Raw genomic sequence first — 15,841 nt, 5'->3', positions numbered from 1 at the left:
CGTCACCCGTCGCCGTCGTCTCGGCTGCGTCGTGGTCGCGCCGGAGAAAACATCGCCGTCATCGAACGATATCCGTCAAAGATCATCGCTTTTGCCGAATCATATGCGTGCCTCACGCTGGACGCATGGACACAGTGCACTCTGGAGACGTGACCGACGACACCACCACGCCTCCTTCGGCATCCGCGCTCGCCGACAGCGCCATCTCGCTGGCGCGACGCTGGGTGGACGAGTCTGCGGCTGCCCACGTCGATCCCGCCGCCGAACGGCTGGCGGGCGTGCTCAAGGATCCGCACGGTCTGCCGTTCACGATCGGCTTCGTCGACGGTGTCATGCGTCCCGAGTCGTTGAGCGCCGCCGCGGCGAACCTGCAGCGCGTGGCGCCTCTGGTTCCGCAGTTCTTGCCCTGGTACCTGCGGGCGGCGGTGCGCACCGCGGGTGCCGTCGGGCCGATTCTTCCGGCTCCGACGGTGCCGATCGCGCGCAAAGCGCTGCGCGAGATGGTCGGGCACCTCATCGTCGATGCCCGGCCCGACAAGCTGGGCCCCGCCCTGACGGCCATCCGGGAATCCGGTGCGCGCCTCAATCTGAACCTCCTGGGCGAAGCCGTGCTGGGCGAAGCCGAAGCGCTGCGCCGCCTGGAGGGCATCCACGATCTCATCCGTCGCGACGACGTCGACTACGTCTCGGTGAAGGTGTCGGCCATCGCGAGCCACATCTCGATGTGGGCCTTCGACCAGGTCGTCGACCGGGTGATCGACCGCCTGCTCCCGCTGTACCTGACGGCCGCCTCCTCGGCGGGGCCCGAGTCCGCTCAGACGTTCATCAATCTGGACATGGAGGAGTACCGCGACCTCGATCTGACGATCGCGGTGTTCACCCGGCTGCTGAAGGATCCGCGGCTGCGTGACCTGGAGGCGGGCGTCGTCCTGCAGGCCTACCTTCCCGATGCGTTGCCGGCCCTGCGGCAGCTCACCGCCTGGGCTCAGCAGCGGGTCGACGGCGGGGGCGCCCGCATCAAGGTGCGACTCGTCAAGGGCGCGAACCTCGCGATGGAACGGGTGGATGCCGTCATGCACGGCTGGCCGCTGGCCACCCATGCGAGCAAGCTCGACGCCGACGCCAGCTACCTCCGGTGCCTCGACGAGGCGCTGCGACCGGAGAACTCGCGCGCGGTGCGCCTCGGCGTCGCCGGCCACAACCTCTTCGACATCGCGTACGCGTGGTTGCTCGCGGGGGAACGTGGCGTCCGGGACGACGTCGAGTTCGAGATGCTCCTCGGCATGGCACAGGGACAGGTGGCGGCGGTCTCGCGCGAGGTCGGCCACGTGCTGCTGTACGTGCCGGTCGTGCGGCCCGACGAGTTCGATGTGGCCATCAGCTACCTCGTGCGCCGATTGGAGGAGAACGCGTCGAGCGACAACTTCCTCTCGGCCGCTTTCGACCTTGCCGAGGATCCGGCGATGTTCGCGCGGGAGCGCGACCGCTTCCTCGCCTCGCTGCAGCGGGCGGCCGACCCCGCGCTTCCCGTCGGGCCACAGCGCACGCAGACGCGGCGGGACGACGCGGCGCGCCGCGGAGCGACCCCCGCCCTCACCCGTCCGGAGCCCGCAGTCGAAACGGCGGAGGGAGCCGCCGACGGCGATCTGACGCAGGTGGTTCTCGGCATCGCCGACGGTCGGGGTGACGGCGGGTCGTTCGTCGACACCGCGGTCTTCGACCTCCGTGAATCCGTCCGCGCCGAGGGTGCGCCGGGGTTCGCGAACGCGCCCGACACGGACCCCGCGCTGCCGGCCAACCGTGCCTGGGCCGACGAGATTCTGGCGCGGATCGCCGGGTCGAGCGCCGGAGAGTCGACCATCGCCGCTGCGCGCATCGACGATTCGGCGTCCCTCGAAGAGACGGTCGCGCGCGTTCGGGCCGCCGGCACACGGTGGGGCGCCGTGCCCGCGGACGATCGAGCGAAGGTTCTGCGTGCGGTCGCGCGTGCGCTCGAGGCTCGGCGCGGCGAGCTCATCGAGGTGGCCGCGAGCGAGACCGGCAAGGTGTTCGCCGAAGCCGATGTCGAAGTCAGCGAAGCCGTCGACTTCGCCAACTATTACGCGGCGACGGCGCGCGAGCTCGATCGGGTGAGCGGCGCGGTCTTCGTGCCTGCGGCGCTCACGGTGGTCGCGCCGCCCTGGAACTTCCCCGTCGCGATCCCCGCGGGCGGAGTGCTCGCTGCGCTCGCGGCGGGCTCGGGTGTCGTGTTCAAGCCGGCTCCTCAGGCGCGCCGCTGCGCGGCCGTGGTCGCCGAGGCCGTCTGGGCGGCGTTGGACCTCGAGGGCGTCGACCGCGACATCCTCGCGCTGGTCGACGTCGACGAGGAGGAGCACGGCCAGCAGCTGATCGCGCACCCCGATGTGGATCGCGTGATTCTCACCGGCTCGTGGGAGACCGCGCAGCTGTTCCGCTCCTGGCGGCGCGACCTGCCGCTGCTCGCCGAGACGAGCGGCAAGAACGCCATGATCGTCATGCCGTCCGCCGACCTGGATCTCGCGGCATCCGATCTGGTGAAGAGCGCCTTCGGTCACGCCGGGCAGAAGTGCTCCGCCGCCTCGCTCGCGATCCTGGTGGGACCGGTGGCGCGCTCGGAGCGGTTCGCGCGCCAGCTCGTCGATGCCGTCCGCTCACTGCGCGTGGGAGCGCCCTCCGACCCGTTGAGCGAGGTCGGGCCGGTGATCGAGACGCCGCGCGGCAAGCTCGAGTGGGCCCTCACGACCCTCGAGGAAGGTGAGAGCTGGCTGGTCGCTCCCGAACTCATCGAGGGTTCGGCCGACGCCGATGCTGCTCTGGCCGGGCGCCTGTGGCGGCCCGGCATCCGCGTCGGGGTGCGGCCGGGCTCGCGCACGCACCTCGAGGAGTTCTTCGGCCCGATGCTCGGCATCATGCACGCCTCCTCGCTGTCGGAGGCGGTCGAGCTGCAGAACGCCGTCGCGTACGGCCTGACGGCGGGGCTGTACACGCAGGACCCGGCCGACCTCGAGCTGTGGCTCGATCAGGTCGAGGCGGGCAACCTCTACGTCAACCGCGGCATCACCGGTGCGATCGTGCAGCGCCAGCCGTTCGGCGGCTGGAAGCGCTCGTCGGTGGGGGCGGGGACGAAAGCCGGCGGCCCCAACTATCTCGTCGGACTCGGCTCGTGGCGCGCATCCGCCGGGGGCGCGCCCTCGTCGACGCTGCACCTGCGCGGGCTCGACGGGCGCATCACCACGCTCATCGAGTCGGCCCAGCCCTCGCTGGACTACGAGGCCTTCGAATGGCTGCGCCGGGGTGCGCTGTCGGACGCGGTCGCCTGGGATCGGGAGTTCGGCCGCGTCAAGGACGTGTCACGGCTCGGTGTGGAGCGGAACCTCTTCCGGTATCGGCCCGTCGAGGTGGCGGTGCGCGCGACGAAGGATGCCGCGTGGCAGGCCCTGCTGCGCGTCGTGGTGGCAGGCGTTCGCGCGGGTGGCGGGATGACGATCAGTGCACCGGTGGGGCTTCCGGCCGGCGTGCGTCGCGCACTCGGTGATCTCGACATCGCGGTGTTCGTCGAGACCGACGAGCAGTGGATCGAGCGCCTGCAGGCGGCACGCGAAGACGGTGACGCACCGCGCGTGCGGCTGGTCGGGCCGGCGGCATCCGTCGCCCGCATCCACGACGCCCTCGTCAGTGCGACCGACGGTGACGTCGACATCGCCGTCTACGCCGGAGAGGTCACCACCGCCGGCCGCATCGAACTGCTGCCATTCCTGCGCGAGCAGGCCGTGTCGATCACCGCGCACCGCTTCGGCAACCCCGACGACTGGAGCGCAGACGTCATATGACGGGGGAGCCCCTTGTCCGGATCCGCGAACTCGCGGCATCCGACGTCGATCGGATCGAGGCGGATGAGCCAGCCGGCAAGGGCTTCGTCCGCGAGATGTGGCGGCTTCAGGTGCTCGGCCGCAGCATGCTGCTGGTCGCGTGGGTCGGCGACGTCCCGGTCGGGTCGGGACAGCTCGATCTCGGCGCGGCGCCGATCGAGCTGAAGAACCTGAACGTCCGGCCGGACCGCCGGGGTCAGGGCGTCGGCACGGCGCTCGTCGTCGCCGCCGAAGCGTGGATGTGTGCACACGGCCATACCCGGTTGAGCCTGGGCGTCGCCGTGGACAACCCCGCTGCGCGGCGCCTGTACGAGCGCCTGGGCTACGTCGCAACGGGTGAGATGTCCACGGTCACCTATGACTATGTGGATGCCGAGGGCCTGGCGCGCACGGCGACCGAGACCGACGAGCGCCTCGTGAAGGTGTGGAACGCAACCGTCGCCGACGCCCCAGCGAGAGAAACAACTTATCTTTCTGGCGATGGAAGGTCGCGCGAGCGAGCATGATTCTGGCGCATCTGGGGAGCGCCAGACGGGGATCGGCTCACGCGCGGTTGCGCGTCCGATCGGACCGTCTTGTGACACGCCGGGGGGAGTGTCGCTCTGGGGCCGGGGGATTCACTCGACCCCAGAGCTCCCGCCCGATTCGCAGTCGCGCTCGTCCGTCTCGACCGGAACCATCAGCCCATACACCAGTGCGCGCACTCCGAGACCGAGAAGGGTCCATGCGCCTTCGGGGAATTCGTCCGATGCGCTCGCCGCGACGATCGGGTGGGCAATGCCCTCGATCGCCCGCAACGCGAACCCCTCCGACATCGCGGCCAGCAGCTCGGTGAAGTCTTCGATGGTGAGCGGAGAGCGCAGACGCAGCCCGTACGCCTCCATGAGGTAGACGTAGAACTGCGCGAACGCCGCGATGGATCCCTGATGGCGCTCTCGGGTCGCCTCCTGCAGCTCGGGCCAGGTCTCGGCTGTCGCCCGCAGGGCCAGAGTCACGAGGAACTGCTGCGCGTCCAGATCGTGGGTCGGATCGTCGGTGTCGAGTGTGATGCTCTGCACATGCGCGGCAGTCGCCGTGCGGATCACCTCGTCACCGTCGGCACCCGCCGCGACGAGATCCTCGATCGCGGCGCGCGGGTACTCGGCGGGGTCGCTGCGGATGCGCAGCCGCACCATCGCCACTGCGAGGTCACGCTGATAGTCGCTCTGATCGGCCCACAACCGATACGCCGCGCCGGTGGTCAGCCCCGCCCGTCGCAGTACTTCCTGCAGACGGATGTGCTGCACACCGGCCGCCACGCCGCGCTCCAGCAGCATCTGCATGCCGACGCGCAACAACAGTGCGCGCGTTTCCTCTCCCGTGCGGCGGGCCATGGGACGAATCTACTCAGGGGAATGAAACCCGCAACGGTCTTGACAGTCGCGGCGGATGCCGAGGGTGCTCTGGCAGAATGGGGATGGCGAGGAACGAGGATCTCGAATGCCCGACCGTATCGCCCACCACCGCCGCTACCTGATGTGCCGACCGGAGTACTTCACGGTGCGCTATTCGATCAATCCGTGGATGGAGCCGGCGCGACCGACCGACACGGCCAAGGCCGTGCGTCAGTGGCAGACGCTGTACGACACGTATCTCGCCCTCGGGCACGAGGTCGAACTGATCGACCCGCTGCCGGGACTTCCCGACATGGTCTACACGGCCAACGGCGGTTTCGTCGTCGACGGCCGAGCGCTCGGAGTCCGCTTTCGTGTTCCGGAACGGCGAGGGGAAGAGCGTGCGTTCATGGACTGGTTCGCCGCCGCCGGCTTCGAGGTGATCGAACCGGTCGAGGTGCAGGAGGGCGAGGGGGACTTCCTTCTCGTCGGCGACACGATCCTCGCCGGCACCGGATTCCGCTCCACCGGTGACAGTCATCGCGAGGTCGCCGATGTCTTCGGCCGCGAGGTCGTCTCCCTCCGCCTGATCGATCCTCGGTTCTACCACCTCGACACCGCGATCTGCGTGCTCGACCCGGTCGAAGGTGAGGGCGGGGTGGATGCCGCGAACATCGCCTACCTGCCCTCGGCGTTCGACGAGGCGTCGCTGCGGCTGCTGGAAGAGCGTTACCCCGACGCGATCCTCGTGTCGGACGAGGACGGCGCCGTGTTCGGCCTGAACGCGGCATCCGATGGCCGTCACGTCTTCCTCTCCCCGCGCGCCACCGGGTTCGATGCCCAGCTGCGCGATCGGGGCTACGTTCCCGTTCCCGTCGACCTGTCAGAGCTGCTGCTCGGCGGCGGGGGCATCAAATGCTGCACGCTCGAACTGCGAGGAATGAAATGAGCTCCGCCATCTCCATCGACGAATCCTCCGCCGCCCTCATCGCGGCCGAGGACGAGCACGTCGCGCACAACTACCACCCGCTGCCGGTCGTCATCGCCCGCGGTGAGGGGGCCTGGGTGACCGACGTCGAGGGCAAGCGCTACCTCGATCTGCTGGCCGCCTACTCCGCCCTCAACTTCGGTCACCGCCACCCCGCCCTGGTGGCCGCGGCCACCGCGCAGCTGGGCCGGGTCACGCTGACGAGTCGAGCGTTCCACAACGATCAGCTCGGCACCTTCGCCGCGGCGCTCGCGGAGCTGTCCGGCAAGGACCTCGTGCTGCCGATGAACACCGGTGCGGAAGCCGTCGAGACGGGTATCAAGGTCGCCCGCGCATGGGCGTACCGCACGAAGGGGGTGGCCGCGGATGCCGCGACCATCATCGTCGCCGACGGCAACTTCCACGGGCGCACCACGACGATCGTCGGCTTCAGCGACGACGAGCAGGCTCGCGCCGGCTTCGGCCCCTTCACGCCCGGATTCGTCCGCGTGCCCTACGGGGATGCCGACGCCATCGCCGCCGCGATCGACGAGAACACCGCCGCTGTGCTCGTGGAGCCGATCCAGGGCGAGGCCGGTGTCGTCATTCCGCCCGACGGGTATCTGCGCGCCATCCGCGCGCTGTGCGACCGGGAGGGCGTGCTCTTCATCGCGGACGAGATCCAGTCCGGGCTCGCGCGGGTCGGCACGACGTTCGCGTGCGACCGCGAACAGGTCGTGCCCGACGTGTACCTGCTGGGCAAGGCGCTCGGCGGCGGGATCGTGCCTCTGTCGGCGGTGGTCGCCGACCGCGACGTCCTCGGGGTCATCCGTCCCGGCGAGCACGGGTCCACGTTCGGGGGCAACCCGCTCGCGGCGGCCATCGGTGCTCAGGTGGTGCAGATGCTGGCATCGGGCGAGTTCCAGGCGCGCGCCACCGCGCTCGGTGCGCACCTGGAGGCCACCCTCGAGCCCCTTGTCGGCAATGGCGTCACCGCGATCCGCGTCGCGGGGCTCTGGGCGGGCGTCGACATCGATCCGACACGGGGGACGGGACGCGAGATCGCCGCGCGGCTGCTCGCGCGGGGGGTTCTCGTGAAAGACACGCACGGCCAGACGATCCGCATCGCTCCGCCGCTCGTGGTCCGGGCCACCGAGCTGGACTGGGCGATCGAGCAGCTACGGCTCGTCCTGGAGGGCTGAGCCCCGCCCGGCCTCAGGTCACGGAGACCGAGACCCGCGGCCACCCGGTCGCGCCGTCCGGCGCCGGTGGGGCGACCGTCTGCGTCTGCGGCTGCCCGTCGATGCCGATCGCGCGGGCCACGATCGTGTGCTGTCCCGCCGTCGCCCGCCACGGGAGCGACCACTGCACCCAGGTGTCGGCCGAGATGGCGGTCGCGAGCGTCGCGTCCTGCCACTCGCCGCCGTCGATCTGCACCTGCACACCGCGAACGCCCACGTGCTGCTGCCAGGCGACGCCGGCGATCACCGTGTCGCCGGCCGCGACCGTGTCGCCGCGCCGGGGCACGTCGATGCGGCTGGCGAGCTTGATCGGGCCCCGCTCCGACCACCCGCGCGGCGTCCAGTACCCCTGCGCATCGGAGAAACGGGTGACCTCCAGGTCGGTCACCCACTTCGTCGCCGACACATAGCCGTACAAGCCCGGCACGACCATCCGCACGGGGAAGCCGTGGGCGAGCGGAAGCGGCTCACCGTTCATCCCGACGGCGAGGATCGCATTGCGCTCGTCGGTGAGCGCCTCCAGCGGGGTGCCGGCCGTGAAGCCGTCGATCGACGTCGAGAGCACCATGTCGGCATCCGCCTGCACGCCGGCCCGCGACAGCAGGTGTCGGATCGGGTAGCCGAGCCAGCGCGCAGTGCCGATCAGATCGCCGCCCACCTCGTTCGAGACGCACGTGAGGGTGGTCACGCTCTCTTCCAGGGGAAGGGCGAGCAACTCGTCCCAGCCGATCTCCACCTCGGTGTCGACCTTGCCGTGGATACGCAGTCGCCAGGTCGCCGGGTCGATCTGCGGCACCGCGAGCGCCGTGTCGATCCGGTAGAAATCGCCCGTGGGCGTGATGACCGGCGCGAGCTGCGGGATGCCGAGGTCGGCGCCGGCCGGCACGCTCACCGTCTTCGTGGCGCGCGGAAGCGTGATCGCCGCGCGAACCGCGGTCGCGGCACGGGCCCCCGTCTGCAGCGCCCACCCGCCGAGGGCGGCCAGAGCGCCCGTCGCCGCCGCGCCGGCGGTCCACAGGAGAAAGGTGCGGCGGGAGGTGCCCGCGGCATCGTCGGCGGAGGGCGCGGTCACGGCGGGCGGCGCGAGCAGGCTCAGGGCGAGGAGCGTGGCGCCGGCGCCCACGGCGGGGGCCACGACGGCCAGCGCGGCGGCATCGGCCCGTGACACGGCGGCCACCGCGCCCACCAGCCCCAGCACGACGACGAGAGCCTGCGCGGCGCCCATCGAGCGGCGGGCGAGCAGACCGGCGCCGGCTCCGATCAGCAGCAGCGCGATGGCGACCGCGGTGACGAGCGCCGCCTTGTCGCCGGTGCCGAACAAGGCGATCGCGAGGTCCTTTCCCCACGGCGGGGCGAGGTCGATCAGTGCCCCGCCGACGGCGGCGATGGGACTCGCCCCCACGAGGGCGCCGGCAAGCTCGCCGAGCCCGGCACCGAAGGCGGCGGAGGCCGCGCCGGCGGCGGCTGCCCGTGCTCGCGTACGCATGCGCTGATCCTAAGTCGCCGCGGACGGCGCGCGGGCGGATGCCGCGGCATCCGTCGTCACACTCAGGAAACACGGCCCGGACTAGGCTCATGGCATGGGTGACCTGTTCGACGGATACGGCTCGACGCTGGCTCCGCGCAAGACCGTCTCCGGCGTTCCGGCCTTCGACGAGATGTTCGCCGCGCCCGCCTCCGCCGGCGCCGCGGCGACCTCTCGTCCGGCCTACCGAGAGTTGTATCAGGCGCTCGCCAAGATGACTCAGGAGGAGCTGCGCGGACGCACCGAGTCGCTCGCCAGCTCGTACCTCGCGCAGGGCGTGACCTTCGACTTCGCCGGAGAGGAGCGTCCGTTTCCGCTGGACGCCGTGCCCCGTGTGATCCAGTACGACGAGTGGTCGAACATCGAGAAGGGCGTGCAGCAGCGCGTGCGCGCCCTCGAGGCGTTCCTCGACGACGCCTACGGCCACCAGCACTGCGTGCGCGACGGCGTGCTGCCGGCCGCGCTGATCGCCTCCAGCCAGTACTTCTACCGCCAGGCCGCCGGCATCCACTCGGCCAACGGGGTGCGCATCCAGGTGGCCGGCATCGACCTCATCCGCGACGAGAACGGCGAGATGCGGGTTCTCGAAGACAACGTGCGGGTGCCGTCCGGCGTCAGCTACGTCATCTCCAACCGCCGGGTCATGGCCCAGACGCTGCCCGAATTGTTCGTCTCGATGCGGGTGCGCCCGGTCGGCGACTACCCCAACAAGCTGCTGCAGGCCCTTCGCGCCTCGGCCCCGCCCGGCATCGACGACCCGAACGTCGTCGTGCTGACGCCGGGTGTGTACAACTCGGCCTACTTCGAGCACACGCTGCTCGCACGCCTCATGGGCGTCGAGCTGGTCGAAGGGCGCGACCTGCAGTGCGTCGGAGGCAAGGTCTTCATGCGCACCACTCGCGGGCCGCGCCGCGTCGACGTCATCTACCGCCGTGTGGACGACGACTTCCTCGACCCGCTGCAGTTCCGCGCCGATTCGATGCTGGGAGCGCCCGGCCTCATGCTCGCCGCGCGGCTGGGCAACGTGACGATCGCCAATGCCGTGGGCAATGGGGTGGCCGACGACAAGCTGCTCTACACGTACGTGCCCGACCTCATCCGCTACTACCTCGCGGAGGAGCCGATCCTCAAGAACGTGGACACGTGGCGGCTGGAGGAGCCGGCCGCCCTCGAAGAGGTGCTCGACCGGCTGGACGAGCTCGTCGTGAAGCCGGTCGACGGCTCGGGCGGAAAGGGCCTCGTGGTGGGCCCCGACGCGTCGCCCGCCGAGCTCGAGAAGCTGCGCAAGAAGCTCATCCGCGACCCGCGTGGGTGGATCGCTCAACCGGTCGTGATGCTCTCGACCATCCCGACCCTCGTCGAGGACGGGATGCGCCCGCGCCATGCGGACCTCCGTCCGTTCGCGGTCAACAACGGCGACGAGGTCTGGGTGCTGCCCGGGGGCCTGACGCGCGTGGCCCTGCCGGAGGGGCAGCTCGTCGTCAACTCCTCACAGGGTGGCGGCTCGAAGGACACCTGGATCGTCGGCGGCGACGCCCCCCACCGCGGTGACCGCGTCGTGCAGACCGCGGGCGGCCTGGCGGGTCTGGTCGCCGATCAGGCCTCGGTCACCGAGGCGATCCCGATCATCTACGACGCGCAGGGGGAGCAGTCGCATTCCCCGCAGGATCGTCCTCTGAGCACGCAGGAGCAGCAGGAGCAGCAGCAGCAGGGCCGCGACACCCAGGAGGTGAAGCGACAGCCGGCGGTGCGGCGACAGTCGCCGGTGCGGCGACAGCCGCCGGTGCGGGATGCCACGGCATCCACCCGCCAGCATGTCCCAGAATCTGTCGTCTGCAAGGGTCTGGGGCGACCAGAAGTGGGACACGGTGTGCAACAAGTGGGACACGGTGGGCTGCAAGGGGGACGCGCGGATGCTGCGGGTGCGGTGCGTGCCGCGGGTGCGGATGTGGAGGTGACGCCATGCTGAGCCGCATCGCCGAGAGCCTGTTCTGGATCGGGCGCTACATCGAGCGCAGCGACGGCACCGCGCGCATCCTCGACGTGCACCTCCAGCTGCTGCTGGAGGACCCGTGGATCGATGAGGACACGGCGTGCCGCTCGCTCATGGGTGTCATGGGCTCGGTGCCGCCACCGCCGACGGTCGAGGTCACCCGCTCCGACGTGCTGACCAGCCTCGCCGTCGACCGCGCCAATCCGTCGAGCATCGCCTACGCCGTGCAGGCGTCGCGAGAGAACGCCCGCCGGGCGCGCGAGATCGTCTCGACGGAGCTGTGGGAGACCCTGAACACGACCAATTCTCGGATGCCGCGCCGCCTGCACAACGAGAAGGTGCACGAGTTCTTCCAGTGGGTGCGGGAGCGCTCCGCGCTCGCCGTCGGCATCACCGACTCCTCCACGAGCCGGGACGAGGCGTGGCAGTTCCTGACGCTGGGGCGGGCGATCGAACGCACCGACATGACCGCACGGCTTCTCGCGACGCGCGCGCTGACCGAGGCATCCGGTCCGTCGTGGACGACGATCCTGCGCTCCTGCGGCGCCTACGAGGCGTATCTACGCACCTACCGCGGGATGCCGAGCGCGTCCAACGCAGCTGAGTTCCTGCTGCTGGACCGGCTGTTCCCGCGCTCGATCATCTACTCGATCGCCCAGGCCGAAGCGTGCATGCGGGAGATCGATCCGGTCGCCGACCGCGTCGGCCATTCCAACACCGTGCTGCGGGCGCTGGGACGCATCCGCAACGACCTCGAGTACCGGCCGATCGGCGAGATCCTCAGCGAGCTGCCCGATCACATGGAGCGTGTGCAGAAGGTCACGCGGGAGGCCTCGGAAGCCATCCGCGGGCGCTTCTTCCCCACGCACGCCGAGCCGAGCTGGATCGGAGAGACATCATGATGCGGCTGCGGATCGAGCACACCACCGGCTTCGCCTATCAAGGAGACGTAGGGGCGTCGTACAACGAGGCGCGGATGCTGCCGATCTCGACCGACAGTCAGTTCGTGCTGAGCTCGCAGTTGGACATCGACCCCTCGACGAGCGTCAACTACTACCTCGACTACTTCGGCACCCGGGTCGCCGCGTTCGACGTGCTCGCCGGCCACCGGGCGCTGGAGATCACGGCACGCTCTCTCGTCGAGGTGCGCCCGCGTCCGCTCGAATTCCCCGAACTGAGCTGGGAACGGCTCGCTGCCGAGAGCGTGCGCTCGATCGGCACGGTCGAGATGCTGGGGCAGTCGACCCGCACCAGTCCGCACCCCGAGGTCGCCGAGCTCGCGCGCACCATCGCCGGCCGCCACGACGAACCGGCCCGCGCGGCGCTGGAGATCGCGACCGCCGTGGGCGACGCGATGGAGTACATGCACGGCATCACCGGGGTGCATTCGACCGGTGCGGAGGCGTGGGCGGAGCGCAAGGGGGTCTGCCAGGACATCACCCACATCACCCTCGGGGCGCTGCGCGAAGTCGGCATCCCCGCGCGCTATGTGTCGGGGTACCTGCATCCGCAGCCGGATGCCGAGGTCGGCGTGCCCGTGACGGGTGAGTCGCACGCCTGGGTGGAGTGGTTCTCGGGCGGCTGGCAGGGCTTCGACCCGACGAACAACGCCGAGATCGGTGACCGGCATGTGCTGGTCGGCCGCGGCCGTGACTACAACGACATCCCGCCGCTGCGGGGCGTCTACGCCGGCCCGTTCAAGAGCAACCTGCACGTGAAGGTCACCATCACCCGGGAAGCGTGACGCCTCCGCGGGGACTGCGCAGCGGCTCGGTAGGCTGAACCGGTGACGACGTGGCGCAGCTCGCAGAAGGCTGATCGTCGAGCACGCCTGCTCACGGAGGCCGCCGCGCTCTTCGCCCGGCGCGGATTCGCGGCGGTGACCACCGTCGAGATCGGGGAAGCCGTCGGGATGAGCGGCCCGGCCCTGTACAAGCACTTCCGGAGCAAGGATGCGCTGCTGGCGGAGCTGCTTCTCGACGCGAGCGAGCGTCTGCTCCAGGGCGCTCGGGAGATCCTCGGTGCCGGCCCGGTGACGGATGCCGCCGCGGCGCGTGCCGCGCTGGACGAGCTGATCGCGTTCCACATCGGCTTCGCGACCGCCGCCCCCGACATCATCCGCATCCAAGACCGGGAGCTCGCCGGACTCGATGCCGAGACGAACCAGCGCGTACGGCGGCTGCAGCGCGAATACGTGCAGGACTGGGACACCGTGCTCGCATCCGCCGTTCCCGGCCTGAGCGCGCCCGAACGCGAGACGCGGCTGCTCGGGGTCTTCGGGCTGCTCAACTCCACGCCCCACAGCGCGCCCGCCGGTGGCGAGGAGGCCGCCGGCATCCTCGCCGCGATGGCGCGCCGGGCTCTGGTCGAGGGGTGATCACGCACCCGTCGCCGCGGCGGGCAGGCATCGCATGAGGGTGGTGCGCGTTGCGGTGGCCACCACTTCGCTGCGCTGGTTGCGCATCGTGTGCGCGAACTCCACGATGCCCTGCCCCGGTCGGGACGACGAGAGGCGGGTGCCGACGACGACCGTCTCGGCGTAGAGGGTGTCGCCGACGCGTACCGGCGCCGGGAACGTCACCTGGCCGAAGCCCAGGTTCGCCACGATCGTTCCCTGCGTGAGCTGGGCGACCGACAGGCCGACCAGCGTCGACAGGGTGAACATGCTGTTGACGAGGCGCTCCCCGAACTCGGTGCCCGCAGCCCACGCCGCGTCGAGGTGGAGCGACTGCGTGTTCATGGTGAGCGTCGTGAACAGCACGTTGTCGGCTTCCGTGACGGTACGCCCGGGGGCATGCACGTAGAGCGCCCCCTCGATGAACTCCTCGAAATAGAGCCCCCGCTGCTCGATCCGTGCCGCGGCGATGCCGTCGCTCATGCGTCTTCCTTCTCGATCGTGGCCACGACGCCGCCGCGGGCGACCTGATCGCCGGCGGCGACGGTCAGCCGCACGGTGCCGCCCACCGTTGCGCGCAGCACATGCTCCATCTTCATCGCCTCCACCGCGACGATCGCGTCGCCCACCTCGACATGGGCGCCCTCGTCGACCGCCACCATGACGACCGTGCCCGGGAGAGGGGAGGTGAGTGTGGGGGAGGCGTCGGCGGTGCGGTCCGCTCCATATGTCGCGCGGTGCTCGCGCACGAGAACCGCGTCTGCGTCAGTACGGAGCCAGACCCCGCCCGATCCCGCCGCGAACGGGAAGGAACGCCCGTGACCGCCGATGCCGACGCTCGCCCGGCCGTCGTCGAGAGCGACGGTGGCCGCTTGCGGGTCGCCGTCGTCGACCGCGACGCGCAGCGGCGACGCCCACACGCGGACGCGAGCGCGGCGCGCCGGTGTCTCCAGATCGAAGACGGTCGCCGCCGCCGCGCCCAGGCGCCATCCGTCGGCGCGCGCCCAGGGTCCTGTCGGACCCGTCGCGGTGGTGCCGGTCGGCTGTGCGTGCATGACGAGCGCGGCTTCCGCGAAGGTGCGCTCCGAGGTCTCCGGAAAGGGCAGGTGCTCGAAGACGCGGGCGATGAGCCCGGTGTCGAGCTCACCGGCGATGACTTCGGGCCGCTCGAGCAACAGCTTCAGGAAGGTGAGGTTGGTCTCGAACCCGAAGATCGCGGTCTCGGCGATGGCATCCACAAGACGACGCCGCGCCTCTTCGCGGTTCGGAGCCCACGCGATGAGCTTCGCGAGCATCGGGTCGTAGTCGGTGGAAACGTCGAGGCCGTCCTCGAGCGAGGTGTCCACGCGGATGCCGGGTCCCGACGGGTGCACGACCCGTTCGACCCGGCCGCCGGTGGGCAGGAACCCCGCTTGCGGATCCTCGGCGTAGACGCGCACCTCGATGGCGTGGCCGTTCAGGCGCACGTCCTGTTGCCGGAACGGCAGCGCCTCGCCCGCCGCGATACGCAGCTGCAACTCCACCAGGTCGAGGCTGGTGACGAGTTCGGTGACGGGATGTTCCACCTGCAGGCGCGTGTTCATCTCCATGAAGAAGAACTCGTCCGGACGGTCCCCGGGGACGATGAACTCCACGGTGCCGGCGCCCACGTACCCGACGCTGCGCGCCGTCTCGCATGCGGCGGCCCCGATGCGGGCACGCGTCGCGGCATCCAGCAGGGGAGAGGGAGCCTCCTCGACGACCTTCTGATGCCGTCGCTGCAGCGAGCACTCGCGTTCGCCGAGGTGCACGACGTTGCCGTGGGAGTCGGCGATCACCTGCACTTCGATGTGCCGTGGCGTCGTGACGTAGCGCTCCAGAAACAGGGTGTCGTCACCGAAGGACGCCGCCGCCTCGCGCCGAGCGGCGGCGACGGCGGCCGGAAGCTGCGCCTCCTCCTCGACGACGTGCATCCCTTTGCCGCCTCCGCCCGCGGAGGGCTTGATGAGGACGGGGAAGCCGACTCCCCCAGCGCCGTCGATCAGTTCCGCGTCGGTGAGGCCGGCGCGCGCAAGCCCCGGAACGGTGGGCACACCCCGGGCTTCCACCGTCCGCTTGGCCGAGATCTTGTCGCCCATGATCTCGATCGCCTCGGGGCTCGGGCCGATGAAGATGACGCCGGCCTCGGCGCAGGCGCTCGCGAAGGCGGCGTTCTCCGCAAGGAAGCCGAAACCGGGGTGGACGGCCTGCGCGCCCGTCTGCCGCGCGGCATCCAGCACGCGCTCGATGGACAGGTAGCTCTGGGCGGCGGGGGCGGGCCCGAGGCGCACCGCCTCGTCGGCGAGGCGGACGTGCACGGCATCCGCGTCGGCGTCGCTGAAGACGGCGACCGAGCGGATGCCGAGGCTCCGGAGCGTACGGATGATGCGCACGGCGATCTCGCCGCGGTTGGCGACGAGCACCTTCGTGATGGTGGTCATG

The 15,841-nt window shown here is 70.5% G+C and carries 12 protein-coding genes; 8 read left to right on the top strand and 4 right to left on the bottom strand.

Features of this window, described 5'->3' with window-relative positions; all coding sequences use genetic code 11:
- The first annotated feature begins 125 nt into the window (after positions 1-125).
- Positions 126-3,848 (top strand): bifunctional proline dehydrogenase/L-glutamate gamma-semialdehyde dehydrogenase, encoded by a 3,723-nt coding sequence (locus CEP17_RS08320; RefSeq protein WP_112931918.1) that lies wholly within the window; start codon positions 126-128, stop codon positions 3,846-3,848.
- Positions 3,845-4,393, top strand: a complete 549-nt coding sequence (locus tag CEP17_RS08315; RefSeq protein WP_204359816.1) for a GNAT family N-acetyltransferase — start codon at positions 3,845-3,847, stop codon at positions 4,391-4,393. Before CEP17_RS08320 ends, CEP17_RS08315 begins: the two co-directional genes overlap by 4 nt.
- Before the next feature lie 111 nt (positions 4,394-4,504).
- Here the strand turns inward: CEP17_RS08315 and CEP17_RS08310 are convergent, their stop codons facing one another.
- Complete coding sequence (locus CEP17_RS08310; protein WP_112931917.1) at positions 4,505-5,260, bottom strand: hypothetical protein; 756 nt, start codon at positions 5,258-5,260, stop codon at positions 4,505-4,507.
- A 106-nt stretch (positions 5,261-5,366) separates the two neighbouring features.
- On the opposite strand from CEP17_RS08310, the gene ddaH reads away from it, so the two are divergent.
- Both ddaH and rocD read left to right on the top strand, forming a co-directional pair.
- Positions 5,367-6,209 (top strand): dimethylargininase, encoded by an 843-nt coding sequence (gene ddaH, locus CEP17_RS08305; RefSeq protein ID WP_036317551.1) that lies wholly within the window; start codon positions 5,367-5,369, stop codon positions 6,207-6,209.
- Positions 6,206-7,429: an ornithine--oxo-acid transaminase gene (gene rocD, locus CEP17_RS08300; RefSeq protein ID WP_112931916.1), complete on the top strand. Its 1,224-nt coding sequence runs from the start codon at positions 6,206-6,208 to the stop codon at positions 7,427-7,429. Before ddaH ends, rocD begins: the two co-directional genes overlap by 4 nt.
- A gap of 13 nt (positions 7,430-7,442) precedes the next feature.
- Here the strand turns inward: rocD and CEP17_RS08295 are convergent, their stop codons facing one another.
- Complete coding sequence (locus tag CEP17_RS08295) at positions 7,443-8,954, bottom strand: molybdopterin-dependent oxidoreductase (protein ID WP_112931915.1); 1,512 nt, start codon at positions 8,952-8,954, stop codon at positions 7,443-7,445.
- A gap of 94 nt (positions 8,955-9,048) precedes the next feature.
- Here CEP17_RS08295 and CEP17_RS08290 point away from each other — a divergent pair, with 94 nt between their 5' ends.
- Genes CEP17_RS08290 through CEP17_RS08275 form a run of 4 tightly spaced genes read left to right on the top strand, consistent with a single transcriptional unit; the run spans position 9,049 to position 13,363 of the window.
- The gene (locus CEP17_RS08290; RefSeq protein WP_239498475.1) at positions 9,049-10,962 is read left to right on the top strand and encodes a circularly permuted type 2 ATP-grasp protein; all 1,914 of its coding nucleotides are present in this window, start codon (positions 9,049-9,051) and stop codon (positions 10,960-10,962) included.
- On the top strand, positions 10,956-11,888 hold the full coding sequence (locus tag CEP17_RS08285; RefSeq protein ID WP_005047726.1) for an alpha-E domain-containing protein: 933 nt from the start codon (positions 10,956-10,958) through the stop codon (positions 11,886-11,888). The genes CEP17_RS08290 and CEP17_RS08285 overlap by 7 nt, the downstream gene beginning before the upstream one ends.
- Positions 11,885-12,730 (top strand): transglutaminase family protein, encoded by an 846-nt coding sequence (locus tag CEP17_RS08280; protein WP_036317569.1) that lies wholly within the window; start codon positions 11,885-11,887, stop codon positions 12,728-12,730. The genes CEP17_RS08285 and CEP17_RS08280 overlap by 4 nt, the downstream gene beginning before the upstream one ends.
- Before the next feature lie 42 nt (positions 12,731-12,772).
- On the top strand, positions 12,773-13,363 hold the full coding sequence (locus CEP17_RS08275; RefSeq protein WP_112931914.1) for a TetR/AcrR family transcriptional regulator: 591 nt from the start codon (positions 12,773-12,775) through the stop codon (positions 13,361-13,363).
- On the opposite strand, the gene CEP17_RS08270 is transcribed toward CEP17_RS08275, so the two are convergent.
- Together CEP17_RS08270 and CEP17_RS08265 are read right to left on the bottom strand one after the other, a co-directional pair.
- Positions 13,364-13,864, bottom strand: a complete 501-nt coding sequence (locus CEP17_RS08270; RefSeq protein WP_036317571.1) for a MaoC family dehydratase — start codon at positions 13,862-13,864, stop codon at positions 13,364-13,366. It lies immediately after the preceding gene.
- A complete protein-coding gene (locus CEP17_RS08265; protein WP_112931913.1) occupies positions 13,861-15,840 on the bottom strand; it encodes a biotin carboxylase N-terminal domain-containing protein in 1,980 nt (659 codons plus the stop codon). The genes CEP17_RS08270 and CEP17_RS08265 overlap by 4 nt, the downstream gene beginning before the upstream one ends.
- Between the last annotated feature and the right edge of the window lies 1 nt (position 15,841).

The sequence above is a fragment of the Microbacterium sp. PM5 genome (assembly GCF_003293595.1).
Classification (GTDB): domain Bacteria; phylum Actinomycetota; class Actinomycetes; order Actinomycetales; family Microbacteriaceae; genus Microbacterium.
Note: the sequence above shows the minus strand (reverse complement) of the source record. Positions and strands in the feature narration are given on the sequence as shown.

Coding starts and splice junctions, on each gene's coding strand:
- CEP17_RS08320 (WP_112931918.1), top strand. CDS start 126: ATGGACACAGTGCACTCTGGAGACGTGACCGACGACACCACCACGCCT.
- CEP17_RS08315 (WP_204359816.1), top strand. CDS start 3,845: ATGACGGGGGAGCCCCTTGTCCGGATCCGCGAACTCGCGGCATCCGAC.
- CEP17_RS08310 (WP_112931917.1), bottom strand. CDS start 5,260: ATGGCCCGCCGCACGGGAGAGGAAACGCGCGCACTGTTGTTGCGCGTC.
- ddaH (WP_036317551.1), top strand. CDS start 5,367: ATGCCCGACCGTATCGCCCACCACCGCCGCTACCTGATGTGCCGACCG.
- rocD (WP_112931916.1), top strand. CDS start 6,206: ATGAGCTCCGCCATCTCCATCGACGAATCCTCCGCCGCCCTCATCGCG.
- CEP17_RS08295 (WP_112931915.1), bottom strand. CDS start 8,954: ATGCGTACGCGAGCACGGGCAGCCGCCGCCGGCGCGGCCTCCGCCGCC.
- CEP17_RS08290 (WP_239498475.1), top strand. CDS start 9,049: ATGGGTGACCTGTTCGACGGATACGGCTCGACGCTGGCTCCGCGCAAG.
- CEP17_RS08285 (WP_005047726.1), top strand. CDS start 10,956: ATGCTGAGCCGCATCGCCGAGAGCCTGTTCTGGATCGGGCGCTACATC.
- CEP17_RS08280 (WP_036317569.1), top strand. CDS start 11,885: ATGATGCGGCTGCGGATCGAGCACACCACCGGCTTCGCCTATCAAGGA.
- CEP17_RS08270 (WP_036317571.1), bottom strand. CDS start 13,864: ATGAGCGACGGCATCGCCGCGGCACGGATCGAGCAGCGGGGGCTCTAT.
- CEP17_RS08265 (WP_112931913.1), bottom strand. CDS start 15,840: ATGACCACCATCACGAAGGTGCTCGTCGCCAACCGCGGCGAGATCGCC.